Raw genomic sequence first — 18,881 nt, 5'->3', positions numbered from 1 at the left:
TAACGACCATGAAACTATTAAAATATTCAATTATAAGCGTATTTCTTCTTGCAGGTTGCAAAAAGTACCTGTCGGAAGAACCTAAAAAACAAGCCAGTATCCAAACCGTTTCACAACTGGAGGCCTTGGTAGATAATGCTACTGCTTTTTCTTATGAAACGAATTATACGGCGATCAATTCTACTGATGATACAGAAATTAGCAAGCTCTTTTACCAAAATTACAGAACACAGACCGCTGTTACTGTTGACAGGCTTCAATACTATGTATGGGATGTAAACGGACTGGTAAGCCAGGTTTCTGATCTGCTGTGGAACGGAGAATTTAAAAAGATATTTACCGCAAATCTGATACTGGCAAACATTGACCAGGCAACTGGTGATGAGGCCACAAGGCAAAGGGTAAAGGCAGATGCCCATTTCATTAGGGCCTATTCGTATTGGGTACTGGCCAATCATTATTGTGCGCCTTATACGGCTGCCAACCTGAACAGCCTGGGACTGCCCATTAAAAAAACGGTTGAGTATACGGAGTCTTTGAAACGGGCCACTTTAAAAGAAACCTACGATTTTATCTTATCGGATATTGCTGAAGCCCAGAAAGTAGCGGTTGATGATGTGGAATCACTGAAGCCATGGCGTGTGAGTAAAAAAGCCATTGCCGCGTTCATGAGCCGTTTCTACCTGTTTACCGGTGAGCTGGACAATAGCCTTGCCCAGGCCAACAGTGCATTGGGTAGTTTGAATACTAAACTGGTTGATTTTAAGACCTTAAAGGCCGGGAATACTGCAAGCTATACCAATCCTGTTGCGGTACTGACATACGTAGAACTAAATGACTGGGCAGCAGTTAAATTTTTATACTGGCCTGAATCTTATTATACCCGTTACGTTTATACTTCAGCCCAATGGTTTGTTCCATCTGCTGCTTTGGTAGCTCTATACGATACGCAAAATGACTTGAGGTACAAAAGCTTTGTAATCCCGAATGGTGGGAGGAGGTTTTCGGTTGTCACTCCAGCTACAACCAGGTATACCGTATTTAACGACGGCCGTTATATCCCTGCCGGGTTTACCATCGCAGAGGTGCTTCTGAATAAGGCAGAAGTGCTGGCCAGAAAAGGCGATGTTACAGGCGCTATGGATGCGGTAAATATACTGCGTTTAAAAAGGATGAGTACTTATGTAGCGCTTACGGCCGCAAATAAAGACGAGGCTATCAAAAAAGTACTGGAAGAGCGGAGAAGGGAATTGCCATTTGCCATGCGCTGGTATGACATCCGCAGGTTCAGTGTAAATGATTATCCTGCAGATGATGTTACGTTAACGCGCGACTTCTTTGAAGTAAGTGCAACAGGAGTAAATATAAACAGCCCTAAAACTTATACCCTGGATGCCAAACGTTTGCTGGTACCTATCAACAATGTTGAAATGGATGCCAGTCAGGGACAGATTGTTCAAAATCAATATTAAATGAAAGGGAAGTTTAATTTAAGCGAAGTATGAAAAACCTATTGTTATACAGCCTGGCAGCATTTTTAAGCCTGCCAGGTTTTGCACAGGAAGGCACAGCTCCGAATTTCAGGATTAAAGGAAAGATTTCCGGAAAAAAGACGGGTTATGTATATCTTTCCTATCCCGAAGGTGAGGGCCAGAAAACAGACAGTGCAGTGATTCGGGATGGGGCCTTTGTGTTTAAGGGTAAACTTGCCGAACCGGTCATGGCCAATATTGCCGCATTTAAAGGGCTAAGGAATATGGATGATCCCAATGTGGCCGCAATTTTTATAGAACCCGGTGTAATGGATATGTCTATGAATGAAGGGGCGTTCAAAAAATTGGTTTTAAAAGGTTCACACAGTAATGATGAACTGGAAGATTTAAATAGCAGGAAAGCACCGATACGCAAAGAAATGGAGCCACTAGAGGCGGCTTACAGGAATGAAAAGGACTACGAAAAAGCACCCATTGCCTATCAAAAGTTAGAACCCTTTAAAGCCAGAATGAATAAAATTGACCTGGCATTTATCAGCGCACATCCTGACTCTTATGTTTCAGCCTATCTGATGCGTTCGAAAATGAGTTTATTGAAGCTGGAAGAAGCGACGACAATTTACAATTCCTGGACTGAAAGGATCAGGACCAGTGCATCGGGTAAGTATGTGAATAAAGAAATCGTTGAACTGAAAAGCGGATCGCCCGGAAGCACTGCCAAAGTATTTTCTTCTACAGACATCAATGGTGAGCAATTTAATTTATCCGATTTCAGGGGAAAGAAATATGTTTTGGTAGATTTTTGGGCAAGTTGGTGCTTACCTTGCAGGAAAGGAAATCCGTACCTATTATCGTTGTATAATAAGTACAAGGATAAGGGACTGGAGATTGTCGGGGTAGCTTTTGATGACGGAAATTCTGCAGGCTGGAAGAAGGCTGTTGAAAAAGATCAGATCGGGGTATGGAAGCATGTTCTAAGTGGGCTGAGCGTTTCGGAGGGAAGCTCTAATAACTCCAATGCTGTCAGCAAAGGCTATGGTATTCACTCATTGCCTACCAAAGTTCTGATAGATAAGGAAGGTGTTATTATAGGACGTTATGGTCTTGGCGGTGAAAATGACGAGGCAATGGATAAGAAATTGGCAGAAATTTTTGTAAATACCCTGTAACCCTTTTTAACTAAAACTAAAAATACACTCCATTGGGCAGAAGTACGGTTGGCTAAAGCAATAGTGCATGGTAGGAAAGGGTGATGTCACAGGAGTCATGAATGCGGTAATTATACTTGTTCAAAAAGGAGAGAATCTATATAGAACCATCGGCAACAAATAAAGATAATGCTATCAAAAAAGTACTGGAATAGTGGAGAATGAAATTGTCTTTTACCACGTGCTGGTGCGACATTCGCAGGTTTAGTGTAAATGATTGTCCTGTTGATGACATTACGATGACGTATGATTTTTTTGATGTGGGGGCAACAGGGGTAAATATAAAAGTACAAAAAACTATACTTTGGATGTAAAACGTTTGTTGGTACCGATCAACGGCGTTGAAATAGATGCCATCCGGGGTCAAATCATTCAAAATTCTTATTAAAAACAATTGGATAGCACCATCATGATCTTTTAATCAATTAGAATAATAGGGACATGATAGCTCTATCATTAAACCAAAATTATAGACAGATGAAAAAAACAATAGTAATGTACGGTCTTTTATTGAGCAGTTTTGCGCTTCCTGTTGTTGTTTTTGCCCAACATGGCAAAACAGAGGTAGCTTCAAACCAAGCACAGCTCGCTAAATTAAAAGCAGCGGTAGAAGCAAATCCAGGTAGTTTAAGTGTTCACGAGGCTTATACGAAGGCAGTAGGTATTGAGGACCCTAAGCTGGAGGCTCAGTATGACTTATGGATGAATAAATTTCCAAAATCAGCAATGGTTCCTTATGGAATTGCGAAGGCGTACTTGAACCAGGAAAGTCCTAAGGCTAAGCCTTACCTGTTAAAGGCGGTGGCGATTGACCCTAAATTCACTGATGCATGGGGAGGATTGTGGATAGATGGAGAACGTTGGGGCGATTTTAATGCATCACGCGGTTATCTGGCCAAAGCAACTGAGTCAGACCCTTCAAATCCGAATTATGCTTTTTACTATGCGTCCTCATTTCAGAATATTGATGAAGCGAAATGGAAACAAATGAGCCTCGATGTAGCTAAAAAATTTCCTAATGATGAACGTGGGGCACAGGCACTGTACTGGCTGGGTGTACGATCCAAAAAACTGGCTGACAAACTGGAAATTTTTGAGTTGCTACGCAATAGTTTTGCGCCGAGTAAATTTGGCTGGTCCTCAGGTGGCATGTCATCTTATTATACTGTGCTTCTTTCCGAAAAACCCGAAAAGGCGGTGATTTTGGCGCAGGAAATGGCCAAAACCGAAAAAGAGGAGAAAAAACAATGGCCTGACATGGTATTACAGGCACAAATAGTTGCGAAAGCAAAAGCCCTCTTGGATCAGAAAAAAGGTGCTGAAGCTATGGATGTACTAAAGCAGTTAAAACTATCGAGATATTCTGATTTTAAAACAGATCTCGCTTTATTAAAAGCAAAGGCTGATGATATAGCAGGCAATACCATTGGAGCTTACGACAGTTTGATTGTGGCTTTCGCTAAAACTCCTTCCACCTCCCTAAGAACAGCAATAGCTGGCTTTGCTGAAAAGTTGGGTAAAAAACCAGATCAGGCTGATGCTGATATATGGACACGACTGAACGCAGGTGCACAAATTGCGACGCCATTTAATGGCTTAAAGCGTTATTTGACCACCGGCGAGGCTTCTCTTGCCGATTATAAGGGTAAAGTAGTGCTGTTGACGTATTGGTTTCCGGGTTGTGGCCCATGCCGTGGTGAGTTTCCACATTTTGAAAATGTGGTTAGAAAATTCAAAGGTCAGAACCTGGAATATCTGGGGATTAATATTGTATCCAAACAAAATGACTACGTGGTGCCATTTATGAAAGGCAGCGGTTATAGTTTTACACCTTTGGAGGATCAAAAGGATAGGTTGAAGGGAAATCTGGATAATCGAGGTGCCGCGCCTGTGAATTTCCTGATAGATAAGGAAGGCCGTTTGATCTTCTCCAACTTTAGGACAGACGGAGATAGCGAGGATGACCTGGAGCTAATGATCAAAATACTGATGAATAGTAAAAAGGATTAAAATATGCTTTATCTGAAATTGCCAAAGGAGAAAGAACCTAAATTGATTGTCTATGCTAAGGGAAATGAAAACCGAAAGATCTACAGGAAGGTAAAAAGGGGGGAAGGTTCTAAACGAAATTCCTTAAGATAATTGAAATCGTGAATAAGTAGGGAGCACAGGCGTTGGAATGCGACTGTGCTCATTTTTGCTAAAATATGCAGGATATTTTAGTCCGTAGTGTCATAAGTGTGATGAAACAAATATGGGCTTTTGAATATACGTTCAATTTAATGTCGAGAATAATGGCACAAAAATATTGATTACATAGATTCCGGCGGTATTTCGCGATGAAACGTTTTTCATGATTTGATTCGCTTATGCTATTGTTTATCTTTTTAAAAGATACTTGTGGGGTCCGGACAGTGCCAATTCACCATGCTGATTACGGGTTGTCGCTGCCGTTTCAACTATTCCCGTCTCACCCTGCGGAGTTAGTGAAATGATCTCCAGTGCAGGATATAGCGTATCACCTGCATTGACTTCCTTCAGGAATTTGCAAGAAAGCTCGGTAAAGGCGATAAATATCTCCCTGATCACGTGTGGGAACAAAGTGGCCCCAGGTGCGGTAAAGGCAAGTAGCTGAAGCCCGTGGACAACTGGGGCTTTATGCACGTGTTTTTTTTCCAGGTCTGGCTACTTTACCTTGAGCATGGTAAAAGGACTGGCCATTGAAAATAATCAGTTTATTAAGATCTTTAAGGTCAGAATATCCGGATTTAGATTCTGAAGAGCCGTTTTTTTCTTGGATGTAAAATCCAGCAGGACCAAATAGGGGAATGTATCGATCTATTCAGATGATTCAGAGATCGTGCTCTGGTCAAATTCTGTAAATGTTTCTGTGTTGCTTGTGGATTGTTCAACTAATACTGGTGCGAAGTTGTAACTGAGTCTGCGGTAGTTCCGTTTTTTTTATCAGAAGAGCTACAGCCAGATATATAGCTGCAATAAATGACAATGCAAAAAATTAATGGTGCAAAATTTGTATTTATTTTCATACTGATATTGATTTGGGTAGAAAAAAAGTATATCAGTACTTTACAAAAAAACGCCCGTAAAATGTCCCGAATTTCTACAAATCTCTTTTGCATAGGGCAGAATAATAGATAAAAGGTATACCCCCGATAAAGCAAGTTTTTCTTTAAATATCAATTCTGTTTGCCAGTGCTTTTATTGCAAATATCTAGCTGAGCTTAATTAAGTGGTATTGCAAAAAAAAATAAAAATATCTGGGTAACATTTTTTTATTAAATTGATATACCATTAAACCAAACGAAATTTAATATGAAAAAACGCTTCACACTTTTCTTTTCGACTATTTGTTTTTGTGCAATGGCGCAAACCCCTGGCTCACCGATTGGCGGCATGGTTGTAAAGGGTGGTAAAAATCCAGGAGGGAATTTGTTGTTGTTTGTGGCTGGTGGAATAAATACACCTGGCAGTTCAGTCAAAACAAAAACAAACCTTGTTAATGGATACGCTGTAGGCGGAAACATATATGTACCCTTGTTTGGAAATGGGGGGGCGGCAGGCAACACATCGCATTTCTTTACCATTGGCCTTAATGCCGGGGGCGAATATTTTGCTGGAAATGGAGATTATGATCTTGCTGATTTACAGGTCTATAATATTACCGGACAGTCAGCTTTACCCAGTATAATGGTAAATAGTGAAGGGAATAAACAAAATGGTTTTAAGGGAGAAGTTGGCGCGCAGGCTAATTTTTCGTTTGGTCAGTTTACTTTGTCACCCGTTTTGAATGCCGCTTATTTTCATTTAAAGCAAAATGCCTTCAGTGTAACACAAAGCAATGCGGTGAACGGCACAAACTATAATAAAGAGATATACAGTCAGGGGGCAGGTAAAACTACGGGTTTTGCCCTTATCCCTAAACTGCGCGTTGCTTTTTTCCCTGGAAAGCTGGGTTTCTATCTGGAAGGCAATTATACAGTTGGCCCGGATGTTAAAAACGATGGCATGTTATTTAAGCCTCAGGGTAAAGCCAACGATATGGGATTTTACAGCCAGGATCAGATGGCGGCGGGGACCAGTAAGTCCGTTGGTCAAAGCGCCGCATATAATAGTTTTGGTGTGAATTTTGGGGTTAGTGTCCCACTGGGGAACAGCACCGGCAAAAGGCGTTTAAGAGGGAAAGTGATAAAAACAGGTGATAATGGTGTCAATCTGGTAAACCCACTATTTGAACATGGTGGTAATTCTGCTGAAAATCCCATGAATAATTCGTTTGCTTTGGTAAAACCTGGTAACCCGATCGGTGGTATCATTGTTAAAGGCGGCAAAAATCCTGGTCCACGAGATATGATCGCGGTTTCAAATGAAAATGGGGAAGTCACATTTCCGGTGGCTGAAGCTGGTGAATACATATTCCAAATACTTGAACCTGGTTCTCAGGGAAAAAGCATTAGCTCAAAAGGTGTAACCTCTACTAAGAATAAAAGAAAAGGAAGAACATATACAGCTGGACGTAAAAATGAGACCCCAAATCAGGACATACAAGCTTCTCCTGGTAACCCGATTGGCGGTATAATTGTGAAAGGAGGGAAAAATCCCGGTCCACGAGATATGATCGCGGTTTCAAATGAAAATGGGGAAGTCACATTTCCGGTGGCTGAAGCTGGTGAATACATATTCCAAATAATTGAACCTGGTTCTCAGGGAAAAAGCATTAGCTCAAAAGGTGTAACCTCTACTAAGAATAAAAGAAAAGGAAGAACATATACAGCTGGGAGTAAAAATGAGGTTTCGGATCAGAACATACAATCTGCCCCGGGAAATCCAATTGGTGGGATTATTGTGAAAGGTGGTAAAAATCCCGGGGGGAGTCTGGTGATCACGACCAGTAATGATAAAGGCGAGTTTGAATTAAAGGGACTGGAAGCCGGGAGTTACCAGTTCACGCTTACTGGAGCTGATGGATCAGAAGGAAAAAGCATAAATGAGAAGGGGGTAACGCAAAATGATACTTCCCAGACTGCAAGGCCTGGCTCACCGATTGGTGGTATTGTTGTAAAGGGTGGTAAAAATCCGGGAGGGAATATGATCAATCTTAAGGTTGACCAAAAGAATACGATACAGTTTGAAGTACTGAAAGCAGGGGACTATAAGTTTATCATTCAAACACCTGGTAAGACCAATGGAAATAAAAAGGTAAAAGAGAAAGCATCGAGTGGTTTAAAGGATACGTTAAAAACCAATGTTTAAACCCTATGTTGTTAATACGTATAGGTATTAAATCACAAGAGATGGGTAGCAAGTGGCATAATTAGATGAGCTGGAGTTTTGTAGCTTTGCTAATGAGCATTGCTGTATTTTTTACTTCGAATTTTTCCAGGAGGCTTTTGCGATGGGTATTTACGGTTGGGATGCTGATGAAAAGTTTTTCTGCAATTGCTGCATTGGTCAATCCTTCTGCGATTAACAATAAAACTTCTTTTTCCCTTCGGGTAATCAGGAGCTGATTGGGCTCAGGTTTTCTTAGTGAACTGAAAGCTTCCTGGCTATAATACACTTTGCCTTTTAACACGGTGTTTATGGCTTCCAGGAGTTCTTCTTTGGTCGCGTTTTTTAACACATAGCCTGATGCACCGTTATCCATCATATTGCGGATAATGGCCTGCTGGTTAAATGTGCTCAGGCCAAGCACTGCTATTGTCGGATACAGCTGTTTAACTTCTTTACATAACTCTATCCCGCTTTTATCGGGCAGGTTTACATCCATGAGTATCACCTCTGGCTGGTGCAATTTTAGAAAACTATGGCAGGACTCGGCATTGGTGGCATGACCCATCCAGTCCAGTGTTTTTTCATGCTGTAATAGGGAATGGATGCCCTCTATGACCATGTAATGGTCGTCTACTACAAAAATACCTGCTTTCATTATTTATCAAATATTAATTTCGATCATTACTGAGGTTCCCTTGCCAGGTGCGGACTGCAGATCAATTTTTCCTTTTAAAAACTCAACACGGTTTTGGATATTCAGCCAGCCCATTCCATTAGCTTGTTTCAGCTGATCAGTGTTGAAACCTTTTCCATCGTCTTCTACTGTTATGGCCAATAACTTTTCCTGATGGGACTGATGCAATTGTACCAGTACATTTTTGGCCTGGGCATGTTTGATGCTATTGTTGACCAGTTCCTGTATGATGCGGTAAATGGTAACTGAGGTTGTTTGTGCGATCTCAGTGTTTTGCATTCCCACAGACTGATAGCTGATATGGATCATGCCACTTCGGTCCATTTCGGTACAAAATTCTTTCAGCGCAGTATCGAGCCCGTATTTTACGAGCATTTCTGGCATCATGTTATGTGCCACCCGGCGCATTTCCTGAATTGAGCTGTCCAGCATATCAATACTTCGTTCAAAGGCATGGGCATTGTCTGGGGTCATGATTAAATTTTCTTTTATGTTGCCCAATGAGAATTTTATACCGCTTAACATGCCTCCTAATCCATCGTGCAGGTCTTTAGCTAAACGTGTACGCTCCTGTTCTTCACCTTTTAGTACCGCTTCTGTAGCGGTGAGCTGTTTTTCGGTTTCCAGTTCGTCAATTTTTGCCTGCTGCAATTTCCGACGGTGGCTGTAATTGCGGTAACTTAATATAGAAATGGCAAAAAAAGCAATGGTCCCGGCTATTAACAAGTAATTAAGGATATTTTTTTGCCGTATTTCTGCTGCCTGTAACTTTATTTGGCTTTCTTTTTTTTCTGTTTCAAATTTTACTTCTTCGTTGGCATGTTTTTGAGCCATCGATTCTGTAAAAATATCTTCCCTGATTTTTGTAGCTTCTCTTTGATGTTGAGAAGCTAGAGTATAATTATGCTCTGCGTAGAGCACATTAGAGAGACTTTGTAATATTGTTCCCCCTGCTTCCTTATAGTCATTGGCCTTGCTGATATCAAGGGCCTTAAAAAGTAGTTCTTTGGCTTTAGTGTGTTGATTTGTTTTTAGGTAATAAACCGACAAATTTTGATAACAGGACATAATATTGAAGTTGTCTGCTATTTTAATGGCTGTTGCCAGTCCTTTTTCTGCATAATATTTCACTTGGTCTAATTTGTTTTGCCTATCCATAATTTCTACCATCCCTTCACAATTCATGGCAACAAAACTTGGAAAGTTGTATTTGTCACATAGCGATAGACTTTCTTTATACGCCTCAATTGCTTTGATGTCCTGTCCCAGTGCATCGTAGGCATTACCTTGATTTAGTAATGTAGAAGTCAGCTCTTTGTAATTCTTGTTTTTTCTATTGAGGATTTCTGCTTTTTTGCCAAATTCAATGGATTTTTTATAGTCTTTTATCATCAGATAGTTTGCAGCCATACTGGCATTTAAAGTGCCCCTGGTTTTGGATGAAGTGTCCAGTCTTTCTATAATACGTACCCCCTTCAAACTATAGGCTATCCCTGTTTCATAATCCGATTTGAAATTATAGCGTTCACCCAAAGTAAAGTAAGCAATACCCATGGTTAAGGAATCCTTAGTTTCGGTAGCAATTTTGAGAATCTGTTTGCCATACCATATAGCCGAATCGTGCTGTGTAAGGGTTGCAAATAAGTACATCATCCTTTTATTGTACTTCAGTTTGCCTGCAGTATAGTTTAGCCTATTGCTAAGGCGACCACCTTCTTTGGTATAGCTCATCGCCTTTTTCATGTCGTGGTCTTCATATTCCAAAGTAAGGGCAAAGAGTAGTTTTACCTTACTGGTATCTTCTTCCGATCTATTCAATAACCTTTTAAGGCTATCAATTTTTTGTAGGTCCTGGCCATGGCTATTAAGAAAACACAATAGTATAAACAAGCTTGTCAGTAGTTTTTTCATTGAGTGCAAATTAGGTATAGCAGTTTTTGTTTTTTATCGTCTTTTTTAATGATTTTTTTAGCGTTACTTAACTAAAAACCATCTTTTAGCGTAGTATGCCTGATTGATTTAGGTTTGCTATTTCTCTGTTTCAACTAAAGTTAGTTAAAATATTAACTAAGCAATAGAATCGGTTCCGCTTTGTTGATTGAAATTTTATCTCATCTTCCAATAGATGAAAAATCATCTTTTTTAATGATTGTCCGCTCTTGTTGCTCAATCTAATTTTACATTAATAAATCTTACAAAAATGAAAAAGCTATCTATTACCATCATTTGTATTTGTTTTTTAACTGTGTTGCATGCACAAATTTTAAAACCTGTTAAAGGCAGTGGGAATATCCAACAAGCTTCCTCAACGCTTGTTGCCATTAATGATGCCGATTATTTCTTGGCCGTTGCAAAAGTTACGGTTAAAACCGGGAAGGATAATAAGGAACTTAACTCCAAATTAATTGTAAGAGTTTATCCAACATCAGGTACGGATAATTATCAAAAAGGATACATGATGGAGAATTACATGCCGGAGCTAAAGGTATGGAGTACAAAAGAATTTACCTTGCCCCAGGCACTAGGTTTCGATCAGGCTTTTAACAGCCTTGCCCATTACAGGCAAACCGGTGTTATGGTAGATATACTCTACAATACACAAGGTAATGGGCCTTTTTTTGGATTGGATGCCTGGAAAATTGATGAAGTAAGCGCTACCCTGGAGTTTAAAGATAAAAACGGAAACCCGCACCCAACTATGCCTTCAAAAACAATTTATTTTACCGGTTCTGACATGTACCTCGATTTTATGAAATGGCATTTATTCTGTAAAACCGATGCCTATTTTAATACGCTTCCAACTTTTATTACCAAGAGGGAATAATCCAGCATAGGCTTTTAATGCTAGAATCCACTGATCTGTCCAGGTACTGTTACAATATGAAATTTTGAATTTAAAATATAATAAAATGAAAACAACCTTTCTGCTCTTAGCTGTCCTTTTTACCACAAGTTTGTTTGCACAAACCACAACGATTTACGGGAAAGTTACCAAAAGCGATGGAATCCGTGTAAAGGGAACATCTACCTACCGTGGATATGAAGATCAACTCATCATTACAAATTTAGCAGGTGGGGTAGACCATACTGCTTTGATAGAGCTCGAGGTACCAACAAGCGGTTATGTAGGTACGTTTAGGAACATGATGAATACAGCACCAACGCAAATTGTGGCTGTAAAAGCTGCTACCACAATAAATCTGAAATCTGCAGCCACAGCATTAGCAGCCATACCTGCAAAAACGATAACCACACCGCTATCAGCCGTTTTTCCCATATCAAGGATAGATATTTCGATAACGAGTAGAACCAATAATCAGATGCCGATTTTGACCCGGCAAATCATATTGGAAGATGTAAATGTGGAGAGCTGTACCGATGATATTGCCAGTGGTACCAGCAAAATAAAATTTAAAGCCAACCGCATCGGCTGGATATATAATAACTGGGGTGTAGATGGAAAGTTAAGATCAACCGACAAGTCGGGTTGGGATGTAGTTAAAGGAACAGCCTGGACTAATTTTTAATATAATCTTCAATAATAAAACCTAACCAATGAACAAGGTATCTCATAAAATCTAAAATCCATGAAAAAAATACTTACCTTATTCTTATTCATCGCAGCTGCAATCGGCAGCAATGCACAAGTAAAAAAAATTGATTCAAGTGGGTTGGTTAAACCGGTTATTAACGCTAAGGTTAAAGGACAAATCATTACGTCGACACCGCAACAGACGAATACTACACCAACTACAAATGTATCAATAGTTCCGCCGAAGCAAACGGCAAAAGGTATGTTATACACGCCTCCATCAGGCACAACGCAAACGCCAAATCAGCCCACCACTACAACGAATCCAACGACTACACCAGCGGCCCTTCCTGACATAGTGATTACCAATATTAGCTTTTCTCCCAATACAGGTAATACCTACGCCGTAAATTATACCTTAAAAAATGTGGGCACTGCTGCTGTAAAAAAAGGTCTGTTATCAGTTCAAGGCTACATAAATGGTGGCGCCATGGGAGGTGGCAATTCTACCAGCCTGACAAGCGAAATAAATCAATTGCTAAATCCCGGAGAATCTATGAGTAGCAGAAATACATTTGGCACTAATGGTATTATAGTGGGCAATGCATACTCATTTGAACTCTGTGTAAATGGAATGAGATCAAATGTTGGCACCGCTTCCCAAACATGGGTTGGGCAGCAATTTTCTGAATTGAATTTTACAAATAATGCGATTCAATCTTCGTTTACCATTCCACCGCCGCCACCAGCCCCGGCAGATATAGAAGTTATCATTACCAAAATAGAAAAGAGCCCATTGGATACAGCATCATTCGTCAGGATTTATTATACCTTAAAAAATATTGGTGAAACAGCCATTCCATCAACTGCCTCGTTAAGCCTACAAAGCAGAGTTGAAGATACAGATAATGATCCAAGTACTTTTCTGGAAACTGCCTGTTGCGGGCAGGCTACCGGGGGAAATACTTTGGACGCAGGTGAAATTCCCTTTACCCCGGGAAACGTAAAAGAACTTTTCTATGATGCGAGAGTAGCTGGAGGTGCTAATTTCTCCACTTTGCCCAAAAATGTACTTTACAAGTTCAACATTCAAATAACCGGATCTGGTTTTACCGATGGCAACAATACAAATAATAAAAGCGGGTATAACTATTTACTTCACTAATGTATAACTGCCGGCATTTTGAAATGATTTTGAGAAATGAAAACCTTAAAAAGATGAAACCCATAAAAAATATGCTCCTGTTTAACCTGCTATTGATGGTAAGTTATACTTGTTTTGCCCAAAAGCAAACTTTTGATGCAGTAAACTATACCATACCCAGTGGTTGGGATAAAACAGAAATGGCAAATGGCATTCAACTGTCCACCAAAAATGATGGTAAAGGAAACTATGCAACTGCTGTTATTCTACGTTCGGCAGCAAGCACAGCCCCGGCAAGCGAAAACTTTACTACCAGCTGGGAAAAACTGGTAAAAGGTACCGTGTCTGTTTCCGGGGAACCAATCATGCAGGCGCCTGCTACTGAAAAAGGATGGAGCGTTATTTCGGGACAAGCCAATTATACCGATGGTATTGGTAAAGGATGGGTAACGCTGATAACCGCTACAGGAAATGGCAAAATGGCCAATGTGGTCATCATGACCAATACCGATAAATATAAAAATCAACTATTGGATTTTATAAAAAACCTCAACCTAAACGAAACGGCAACTGAAAAACCTGTTAATGAAAATCCGGCTTCGCCCACAAGCTATACAAATGGTTCAGGTAGCAAAAATATTTATTCAATTACTGTTCCGCCCACCTGGAGTTTAAATGCGGGGCAAAATAGTTTAACCTTAGAAAAAACGACGAATACCGGAAAAAGAATTATTGAGTTCATGAGCATGGTAAAATCATCTGGCAGTTTAGAAAAAGATATGGAACATATTTTCTTTGACGTTTTTGATGGTTGGAGTCTGTATAACGGTTCTAACAACCAGTTATTCGAAAAAGGTGATCATGAAAAAGGAGTTACCAGCCAGGGGCTACCTTATTATATGTTAAGCAATAGCATCACTAAACCTGGGGGTGAGGTTATAAAAGGTACCGTGCTGGTTATACAGGTAGGCGCAAACCTAGCCATTATTAATTCAGCTGATAACATACTGGGCAGCGAGATGGAGATGGCCTTGAATTTTCTTTTATTCACTTTAAAAATAAATGGGATTGCTGAAAAAAATGTGGATTATAAAAAACAGCTGACAGGTACGTGGGTTTCAGGCAGTGGGTTGTATGGTAATAGTTTAAATACGGCTACCAGTTACAATGCAGATGGAAAATATTATGTGTTAATACAATCTTCTTACACAGTAGGTTATGACTATTACAATGACCTAATTAAAAGCAAACAATTTAAGGGTGAGGGGGTGTTTGCTTTTAAAGGAAATGTACTGGAAAGAAAAACGAGTTCAGGTGCAGGAAGTAAATACTTCATTAGATTTTATTCCAAGAAATATGGTAATAATGAATGGAGAAATTTAATGAGTTTGTATAAGGGCGATTATGATCAAAACAAAATAGAAACAGTACTCTCTTTTCAAAAGATTTAATTCCTATGCCAATTTAAAGCAGGAAAGCAGCAATAAAAAATTAATTCTTCCTTAACCGGATAAAAACAAAACCAAGGTATGAAATATTTAATCGCAGTTATGCTGATGCTCATTAGCAGCATTTCTTTTGCCCAAAGGCCTTCTAAAGAGCAAATGGAGGCAGATAAGAAGCGATTGGTTGAGGCCATGCAAAAACTAAATGAAAAGACCTCCAATATGGATCCCAGGGCGAAAAAGGGCTACGACAGTTTGCTCAATAAATATGGTATAGGGCAAAAGATGGACAATGCCATAAAACAGGTAAACAGCAGTCAAACAACAACAAGCGCTAGTGCTTCCAATCGGATTGTTCCTGTGAAAGATGCAAAAGCAATAGCGGCTATTGCAGTTACGCCTTCATCAGCTGGTATGGGTGCCTTCGTTGGCAATATAAGTGGCCGTACTTTTTCGGCAGTATTACCTGCTGCAAAAAATAAAGCCAACGAAATTTATAAAGCATTAAAAGAAAAGGGAACTAATACAGATGAAATGGGCAAAGCCGCAACAGTGTTGTGGATGCAGGGGCGCATACAAATTGCACTTAGCCTGATGGCGCAGGTATGTAAAGATGATGCTGCTAATACCGATAACCTGAATAACTATGCATCTATGCTCACTATGATGGGGGCACCCGAAATGGCTATCCCTATTTTAAATCAGCTCAAAGCAAAATTTAAAAAGAACAGCACCATCCTCAACAACCTCGGCCAGGCATGGTTTGCTTTGGGCGATATGGACAGATCGAAAAAATATTTAGACAGTACATTGCTCATTGCTGCTGCACATACGCAAGCACACGAAACCCTCTGCCTTATTGCCGAAAACAAAGGCGATAAAACTGCAGCCGTTGCCCATGCCAAAGCTGCATTTAAACAGGGAAATACAGCTGCACGAAAAGATAAATTAAATCAATTCGGCTATGCACCGGGCGCAGGCGATTACAATAATTTTCCACCGGCTAATAAAAGTGATGACTTGCTGAACCTTGGTAACTTTTTTCCGATGGAATTTCCCAAATCGTATGCAGCAATGAAAATTTATGAGCAGCAACGGAAACAATTTTTGGCTGAAATTGATAAAACAATGAAACCATTGCAAAAAATCACCGAAGAATCAAACAAACAAACAGTAAAGCAATTAGAAGAGCAGCAAAAACAATTTATGAATGCCCAGAGCAAGGTGATTGCCAATCCAGGCTCTATTAGTCAAAGCAGCGCTATGCAGATCGTGGCAGTTCCTATGTTTGCAGAAAAAATGAATGCCAAAGAAAAAATGGTATTGGAAAATCTCCAAAATAAAAAAAATGCGGTGTTGCAAAAAATAGCGGCCTTCGTAAAAGGAGATGGCGCCATATACAAAAAAGAATATGAGGCAACAATGAAAAAAATTAATGAAAGATGGAAAAACGTTGGGCAAGGTGGAACAGAAAATAATGATGCGCTCTGTAACGAATCTGTAAAAGCTGTAGATACTTACCTTGCTGCATTCAATACAAAGTACGAGGAACTGTACCTGGAATATCTAACCACGCAAAAGCAATACCTGAATGAATTTTCTTATTTATCGCTTTATACTACCTATCCTACGTTGCTTCCGGGCATCAATGCAGGCTTGAAAAAACAATGGCTGAAGGATCTTTCCTTACAAGCAGAAGTGCTTGGGGTAAGTTATGGCTGTGCAGACCCCGGTGAAATTAAGGGCGGCAAACTTACAACATTTAAAGATCCCAACTGTAATATCAATAGCGAGTTTAGTCAGACTTTGGGACTAGCAAACCTGGGCTTTAAAATGAAATTAGATTGTAGCGGGCTTACTACAGAATTTAATGCACTTATAATTGGCGTAAAACTGAATCAGGATTTAGATCATGCAGGTTTTGGTGATTCGTTTAAAAGTTGTACGGTAAGTATCGGGCCAAAAACGGGCGTTGATGTTCGTATGGGCCCTGTAGAAGCCAGTGCGAAAGTGGGGGGTGGCGTTGATGTAGAAATAGACAGAACGGGTGTTAAAGATGTAGTTATAAAGGGTAGTGTTGAAGCTGAAGCAAGTCTGCCTACTCCCGGTATGCCAGAACCGGGGCAAATTGGCAATCCTGTAACAGCATCAGCAGGCATGGAAGGAAGAATAAGCCTGAATACAGGAGCCGGCTCGGTACAGGGAACAGGTGTTTTTGGAAAATAAAACAGACATAACATGAAAAAAATATTTTTTATCAGCTTGTTATTTTGTGGGTTTGTTGCTCAGTCACAAACCAGTTTTAAAGCATGGGAGGCGCAAATCAATAAAGATAATTGTACCGCAGAAAGTGTATTAAAAGAACCCGGAAGGTTTTGGGATGCTCATATTGGCGGCGTAACTGGTGGGGGCAAAGAAGGTATTTCTTCAACGGAGATAGCCAATGCAAAAAAAATGATGGAGGCATTTGAAAACATAACCAAACCAAAGCTACAGTTTACAGGTGGGCTGGCCAAAGCCAGCTTTGGGCTAAATTCTAAAATATATTATAATCAGTTTTCTGCCTGTAGCTATACCTACAACCTGGGCTTTCATGCATTTGTATGTAATGTGCAAACACATAAGCTGGCCATTGTAGATGAATACCAGGGAGTGCTTAGGGTAAATGGAAATCCATCGTTTCAAAAAGCGTTTAATTCTTTCCAGGGAAATGCCGATGCCTATAAAATTCCGGCAAATTCACCGCAGGTAAATGCTCCTTTTATTGCCATACTTAATTACTATGGTTTTGCAAACAGCAGGGTTGTAAATGCCATCAACAAGGGAGATGGTTTTATTGATCTGAATAGTGAACAAGCAGGCAATCTCAGTCCTTATCCGGTAATTGAGAATAAACCAGGCAAAGGGTATGGCATTAACTTTCCTAATTCTGGTTTCGTTACTGTAAATAACGATTTTGTATATCGCCATGCATTTATTACGCACAGCGATATTCCTTTTTTTATTCCCATTACAAGGAAGAAATTTTTACAAGATATGCTGGAATATTATGACAGGGAAAAGCCTGAGCTGGTAGCAAATATGCAGGACAGAATAAAGAACCTGGCAAAAACAATCATAGAATCCGAGAAAGTGCAAAGCCGTTATTTACAGGATCAAAAAAACAAACAGGTATTGCAGGAGCAAAGTGCCCGGGATATACTTGCTGTAAATGAGCAGAAAAAACAAGCTGTTACCAGATTGCTGCAATCCAAGGATGAAAAATGGCTGAACCAACAGGCAGTTGTCCAACCTGATAATAAATCTTTTACTATCCCTTATAACCGCAACATCGATTCAAAAGAAATATATGGAAATTTTTATTTCACCGAATTTTATACCGGCAGCGAAGGTTTCAATCTGTACCAGATCAACCCGGAATACCTGAAAAAATATCCGCCCAATGGCACCAAACCAGCATTGATCGATGTAATGTATCGTTTCAAGCCAAATTATATTTTTTTAATGGGCGTAAAAGAATCTTTTATTGATCAACTTAACCTGGATGAGTTTAGGAAGCTGTTACAATAATTCGTTAGGTAATGAAACATATAAAAATATTTTTGCTATTCAATATGATAGTAGCGATGAGCTGTACAAGCCTCGCTCAAAAACAAACTTTCGACGTGGTTTCATTTCCGTACTCAAGGGCTGGCAAGAATTGAAAAATGAGGTCGGTATTCAATTATCCATTACAGATAAAAAAAACGGTGCCTATGCAAAGCAGTTATGAGCAAAGCAACTGCATCTACTCATGAAGATTTTGCTGCCTGCTGGAACAAATTGTTAAAAAGCACTGTGCAGGTAAATACTGAACTCTCCATGGGTATGCCCACAAAAGAAAATGGATGGGACGTAATTTCCGGTGGTGCGAACTATACTGATGGAGCAAATACAGGCATGGCAACATTATACTCGCCGCAACAAGTAACGGACAAACAGTAAGTGTGGTATTGATGACCAATCCAAAACAATATCAAAGCAATTTGCTGACCTTTTTAAATATTATTCAGGAACAGATAGCTATGGTGATT

Annotated in this window: 14 protein-coding genes; 12 read left to right on the top strand and 2 right to left on the bottom strand. The window is 39.8% G+C overall.

From position 1 onward, the window contains the following. Positions 1–8 precede the first annotated feature (8 nt). The 4 genes from DBR40_RS18090 to DBR40_RS18075 all read left to right on the top strand — a co-directional run bounded on the left by DBR40_RS18090 (position 9) and on the right by DBR40_RS18075 (position 7,972). Positions 9–1,472 carry a RagB/SusD family nutrient uptake outer membrane protein gene (locus DBR40_RS18090; protein ID WP_124561149.1) on the top strand — a complete coding sequence of 488 codons (1,464 nt, stop codon included), beginning with the start codon at positions 9–11 and terminating at the stop codon, positions 1,470–1,472. A 29-nt stretch (positions 1,473–1,501) separates the two neighbouring features. Beyond that, positions 1,502–2,662, top strand: a complete 1,161-nt coding sequence (locus tag DBR40_RS18085) for a TlpA disulfide reductase family protein (protein WP_124561148.1) — start codon at positions 1,502–1,504, stop codon at positions 2,660–2,662. A 516-nt stretch (positions 2,663–3,178) separates the two neighbouring features. Then, positions 3,179–4,711 carry a redoxin domain-containing protein gene (locus tag DBR40_RS18080; protein ID WP_158674078.1) on the top strand — a complete coding sequence of 511 codons (1,533 nt, stop codon included), beginning with the start codon at positions 3,179–3,181 and terminating at the stop codon, positions 4,709–4,711. Positions 4,712–6,034: 1,323 nt separating this feature from the next. Continuing rightward, entirely contained in the window at positions 6,035–7,972 is a 1,938-nt protein-coding gene (locus tag DBR40_RS18075; protein WP_124561146.1) for a hypothetical protein, read from the top strand. Positions 7,973–8,033: 61 nt separating this feature from the next. On the opposite strand, the gene DBR40_RS18070 is transcribed toward DBR40_RS18075, so the two are convergent. Both DBR40_RS18070 and DBR40_RS18065 read right to left on the bottom strand, forming a co-directional pair. Then, entirely contained in the window at positions 8,034–8,648 is a 615-nt protein-coding gene (locus DBR40_RS18070) for a response regulator (RefSeq protein WP_124561145.1), read from the bottom strand. Between the two features lie 6 nt (positions 8,649–8,654). Further along, positions 8,655–10,598, bottom strand: a complete 1,944-nt coding sequence (locus tag DBR40_RS18065) for a sensor histidine kinase (RefSeq protein ID WP_124561144.1) — start codon at positions 10,596–10,598, stop codon at positions 8,655–8,657. 289 nt (positions 10,599–10,887) lie between these two features. Here DBR40_RS18065 and DBR40_RS18060 point away from each other — a divergent pair, with 289 nt between their 5' ends. The 8 genes from DBR40_RS18060 (at position 10,888) to DBR40_RS18025 (ending at position 18,792) form a co-directional block, all read left to right on the top strand. Further along, entirely contained in the window at positions 10,888–11,511 is a 624-nt protein-coding gene (locus DBR40_RS18060; protein WP_124561143.1) for a hypothetical protein, read from the top strand. Positions 11,512–11,596: 85 nt separating this feature from the next. Next, entirely contained in the window at positions 11,597–12,214 is a 618-nt protein-coding gene (locus DBR40_RS18055; RefSeq protein ID WP_124561142.1) for a hypothetical protein, read from the top strand. Between the two features lie 60 nt (positions 12,215–12,274). After that, complete coding sequence (locus DBR40_RS18050) at positions 12,275–13,384, top strand: hypothetical protein (RefSeq protein WP_124561141.1); 1,110 nt, start codon at positions 12,275–12,277, stop codon at positions 13,382–13,384. Between the two features lie 53 nt (positions 13,385–13,437). Continuing rightward, positions 13,438–14,814 (top strand): hypothetical protein, encoded by a 1,377-nt coding sequence (locus tag DBR40_RS18045; protein WP_124561140.1) that lies wholly within the window; start codon positions 13,438–13,440, stop codon positions 14,812–14,814. Positions 14,815–14,892: 78 nt separating this feature from the next. Next, positions 14,893–17,034 (top strand): tetratricopeptide repeat protein, encoded by a 2,142-nt coding sequence (locus tag DBR40_RS18040; RefSeq protein ID WP_124561139.1) that lies wholly within the window; start codon positions 14,893–14,895, stop codon positions 17,032–17,034. A gap of 12 nt (positions 17,035–17,046) precedes the next feature. Then, the gene (locus tag DBR40_RS18035; protein WP_124561138.1) at positions 17,047–18,378 is read left to right on the top strand and encodes a hypothetical protein; all 1,332 of its coding nucleotides are present in this window, start codon (positions 17,047–17,049) and stop codon (positions 18,376–18,378) included. Then, positions 18,353–18,580: a hypothetical protein gene (locus DBR40_RS18030; RefSeq protein ID WP_124561137.1), complete on the top strand. Its 228-nt coding sequence runs from the start codon at positions 18,353–18,355 to the stop codon at positions 18,578–18,580. The genes DBR40_RS18035 and DBR40_RS18030 overlap by 26 nt, the downstream gene beginning before the upstream one ends. After that, entirely contained in the window at positions 18,577–18,792 is a 216-nt protein-coding gene (locus DBR40_RS18025; RefSeq protein WP_124561136.1) for a hypothetical protein, read from the top strand. The genes DBR40_RS18030 and DBR40_RS18025 overlap by 4 nt, the downstream gene beginning before the upstream one ends. Positions 18,793–18,881: the final 89 nt, after the last annotated feature.

The organism is Pedobacter sp. KBW01, assembly GCF_003852395.1.
Classification (GTDB): domain Bacteria; phylum Bacteroidota; class Bacteroidia; order Sphingobacteriales; family Sphingobacteriaceae; genus Pedobacter.
This window is presented reverse-complemented; position numbering and strand designations above follow the sequence as displayed.

Excerpts from the sequence above, each read along its gene's own strand:
- DBR40_RS18025 (WP_124561136.1), top strand. The coding sequence starts at position 18,577 with ATGAGCAAAGCAACTGCATCTACTCATGAAGATTTTGCTGCCTGCTGG.
- DBR40_RS18055 (WP_124561142.1), top strand. The coding sequence starts at position 11,597 with ATGAAAACAACCTTTCTGCTCTTAGCTGTCCTTTTTACCACAAGTTTG.
- DBR40_RS18035 (WP_124561138.1), top strand. The coding sequence starts at position 17,047 with ATGAAAAAAATATTTTTTATCAGCTTGTTATTTTGTGGGTTTGTTGCT.
- DBR40_RS18050 (WP_124561141.1), top strand. The coding sequence starts at position 12,275 with ATGAAAAAAATACTTACCTTATTCTTATTCATCGCAGCTGCAATCGGC.
- DBR40_RS18060 (WP_124561143.1), top strand. The coding sequence starts at position 10,888 with ATGAAAAAGCTATCTATTACCATCATTTGTATTTGTTTTTTAACTGTG.
- DBR40_RS18090 (WP_124561149.1), top strand. The coding sequence starts at position 9 with ATGAAACTATTAAAATATTCAATTATAAGCGTATTTCTTCTTGCAGGT.
- DBR40_RS18030 (WP_124561137.1), top strand. The coding sequence starts at position 18,353 with ATGAGTTTAGGAAGCTGTTACAATAATTCGTTAGGTAATGAAACATAT.
- DBR40_RS18075 (WP_124561146.1), top strand. The coding sequence starts at position 6,035 with ATGAAAAAACGCTTCACACTTTTCTTTTCGACTATTTGTTTTTGTGCA.
- DBR40_RS18085 (WP_124561148.1), top strand. The coding sequence starts at position 1,502 with ATGAAAAACCTATTGTTATACAGCCTGGCAGCATTTTTAAGCCTGCCA.
- DBR40_RS18070 (WP_124561145.1), bottom strand. The coding sequence starts at position 8,648 with ATGAAAGCAGGTATTTTTGTAGTAGACGACCATTACATGGTCATAGAG.
- DBR40_RS18045 (WP_124561140.1), top strand. The coding sequence starts at position 13,438 with ATGAAACCCATAAAAAATATGCTCCTGTTTAACCTGCTATTGATGGTA.
- DBR40_RS18080 (WP_158674078.1), top strand. The coding sequence starts at position 3,179 with ATGAAAAAAACAATAGTAATGTACGGTCTTTTATTGAGCAGTTTTGCG.
- DBR40_RS18065 (WP_124561144.1), bottom strand. The coding sequence starts at position 10,598 with ATGAAAAAACTACTGACAAGCTTGTTTATACTATTGTGTTTTCTTAAT.
- DBR40_RS18040 (WP_124561139.1), top strand. The coding sequence starts at position 14,893 with ATGAAATATTTAATCGCAGTTATGCTGATGCTCATTAGCAGCATTTCT.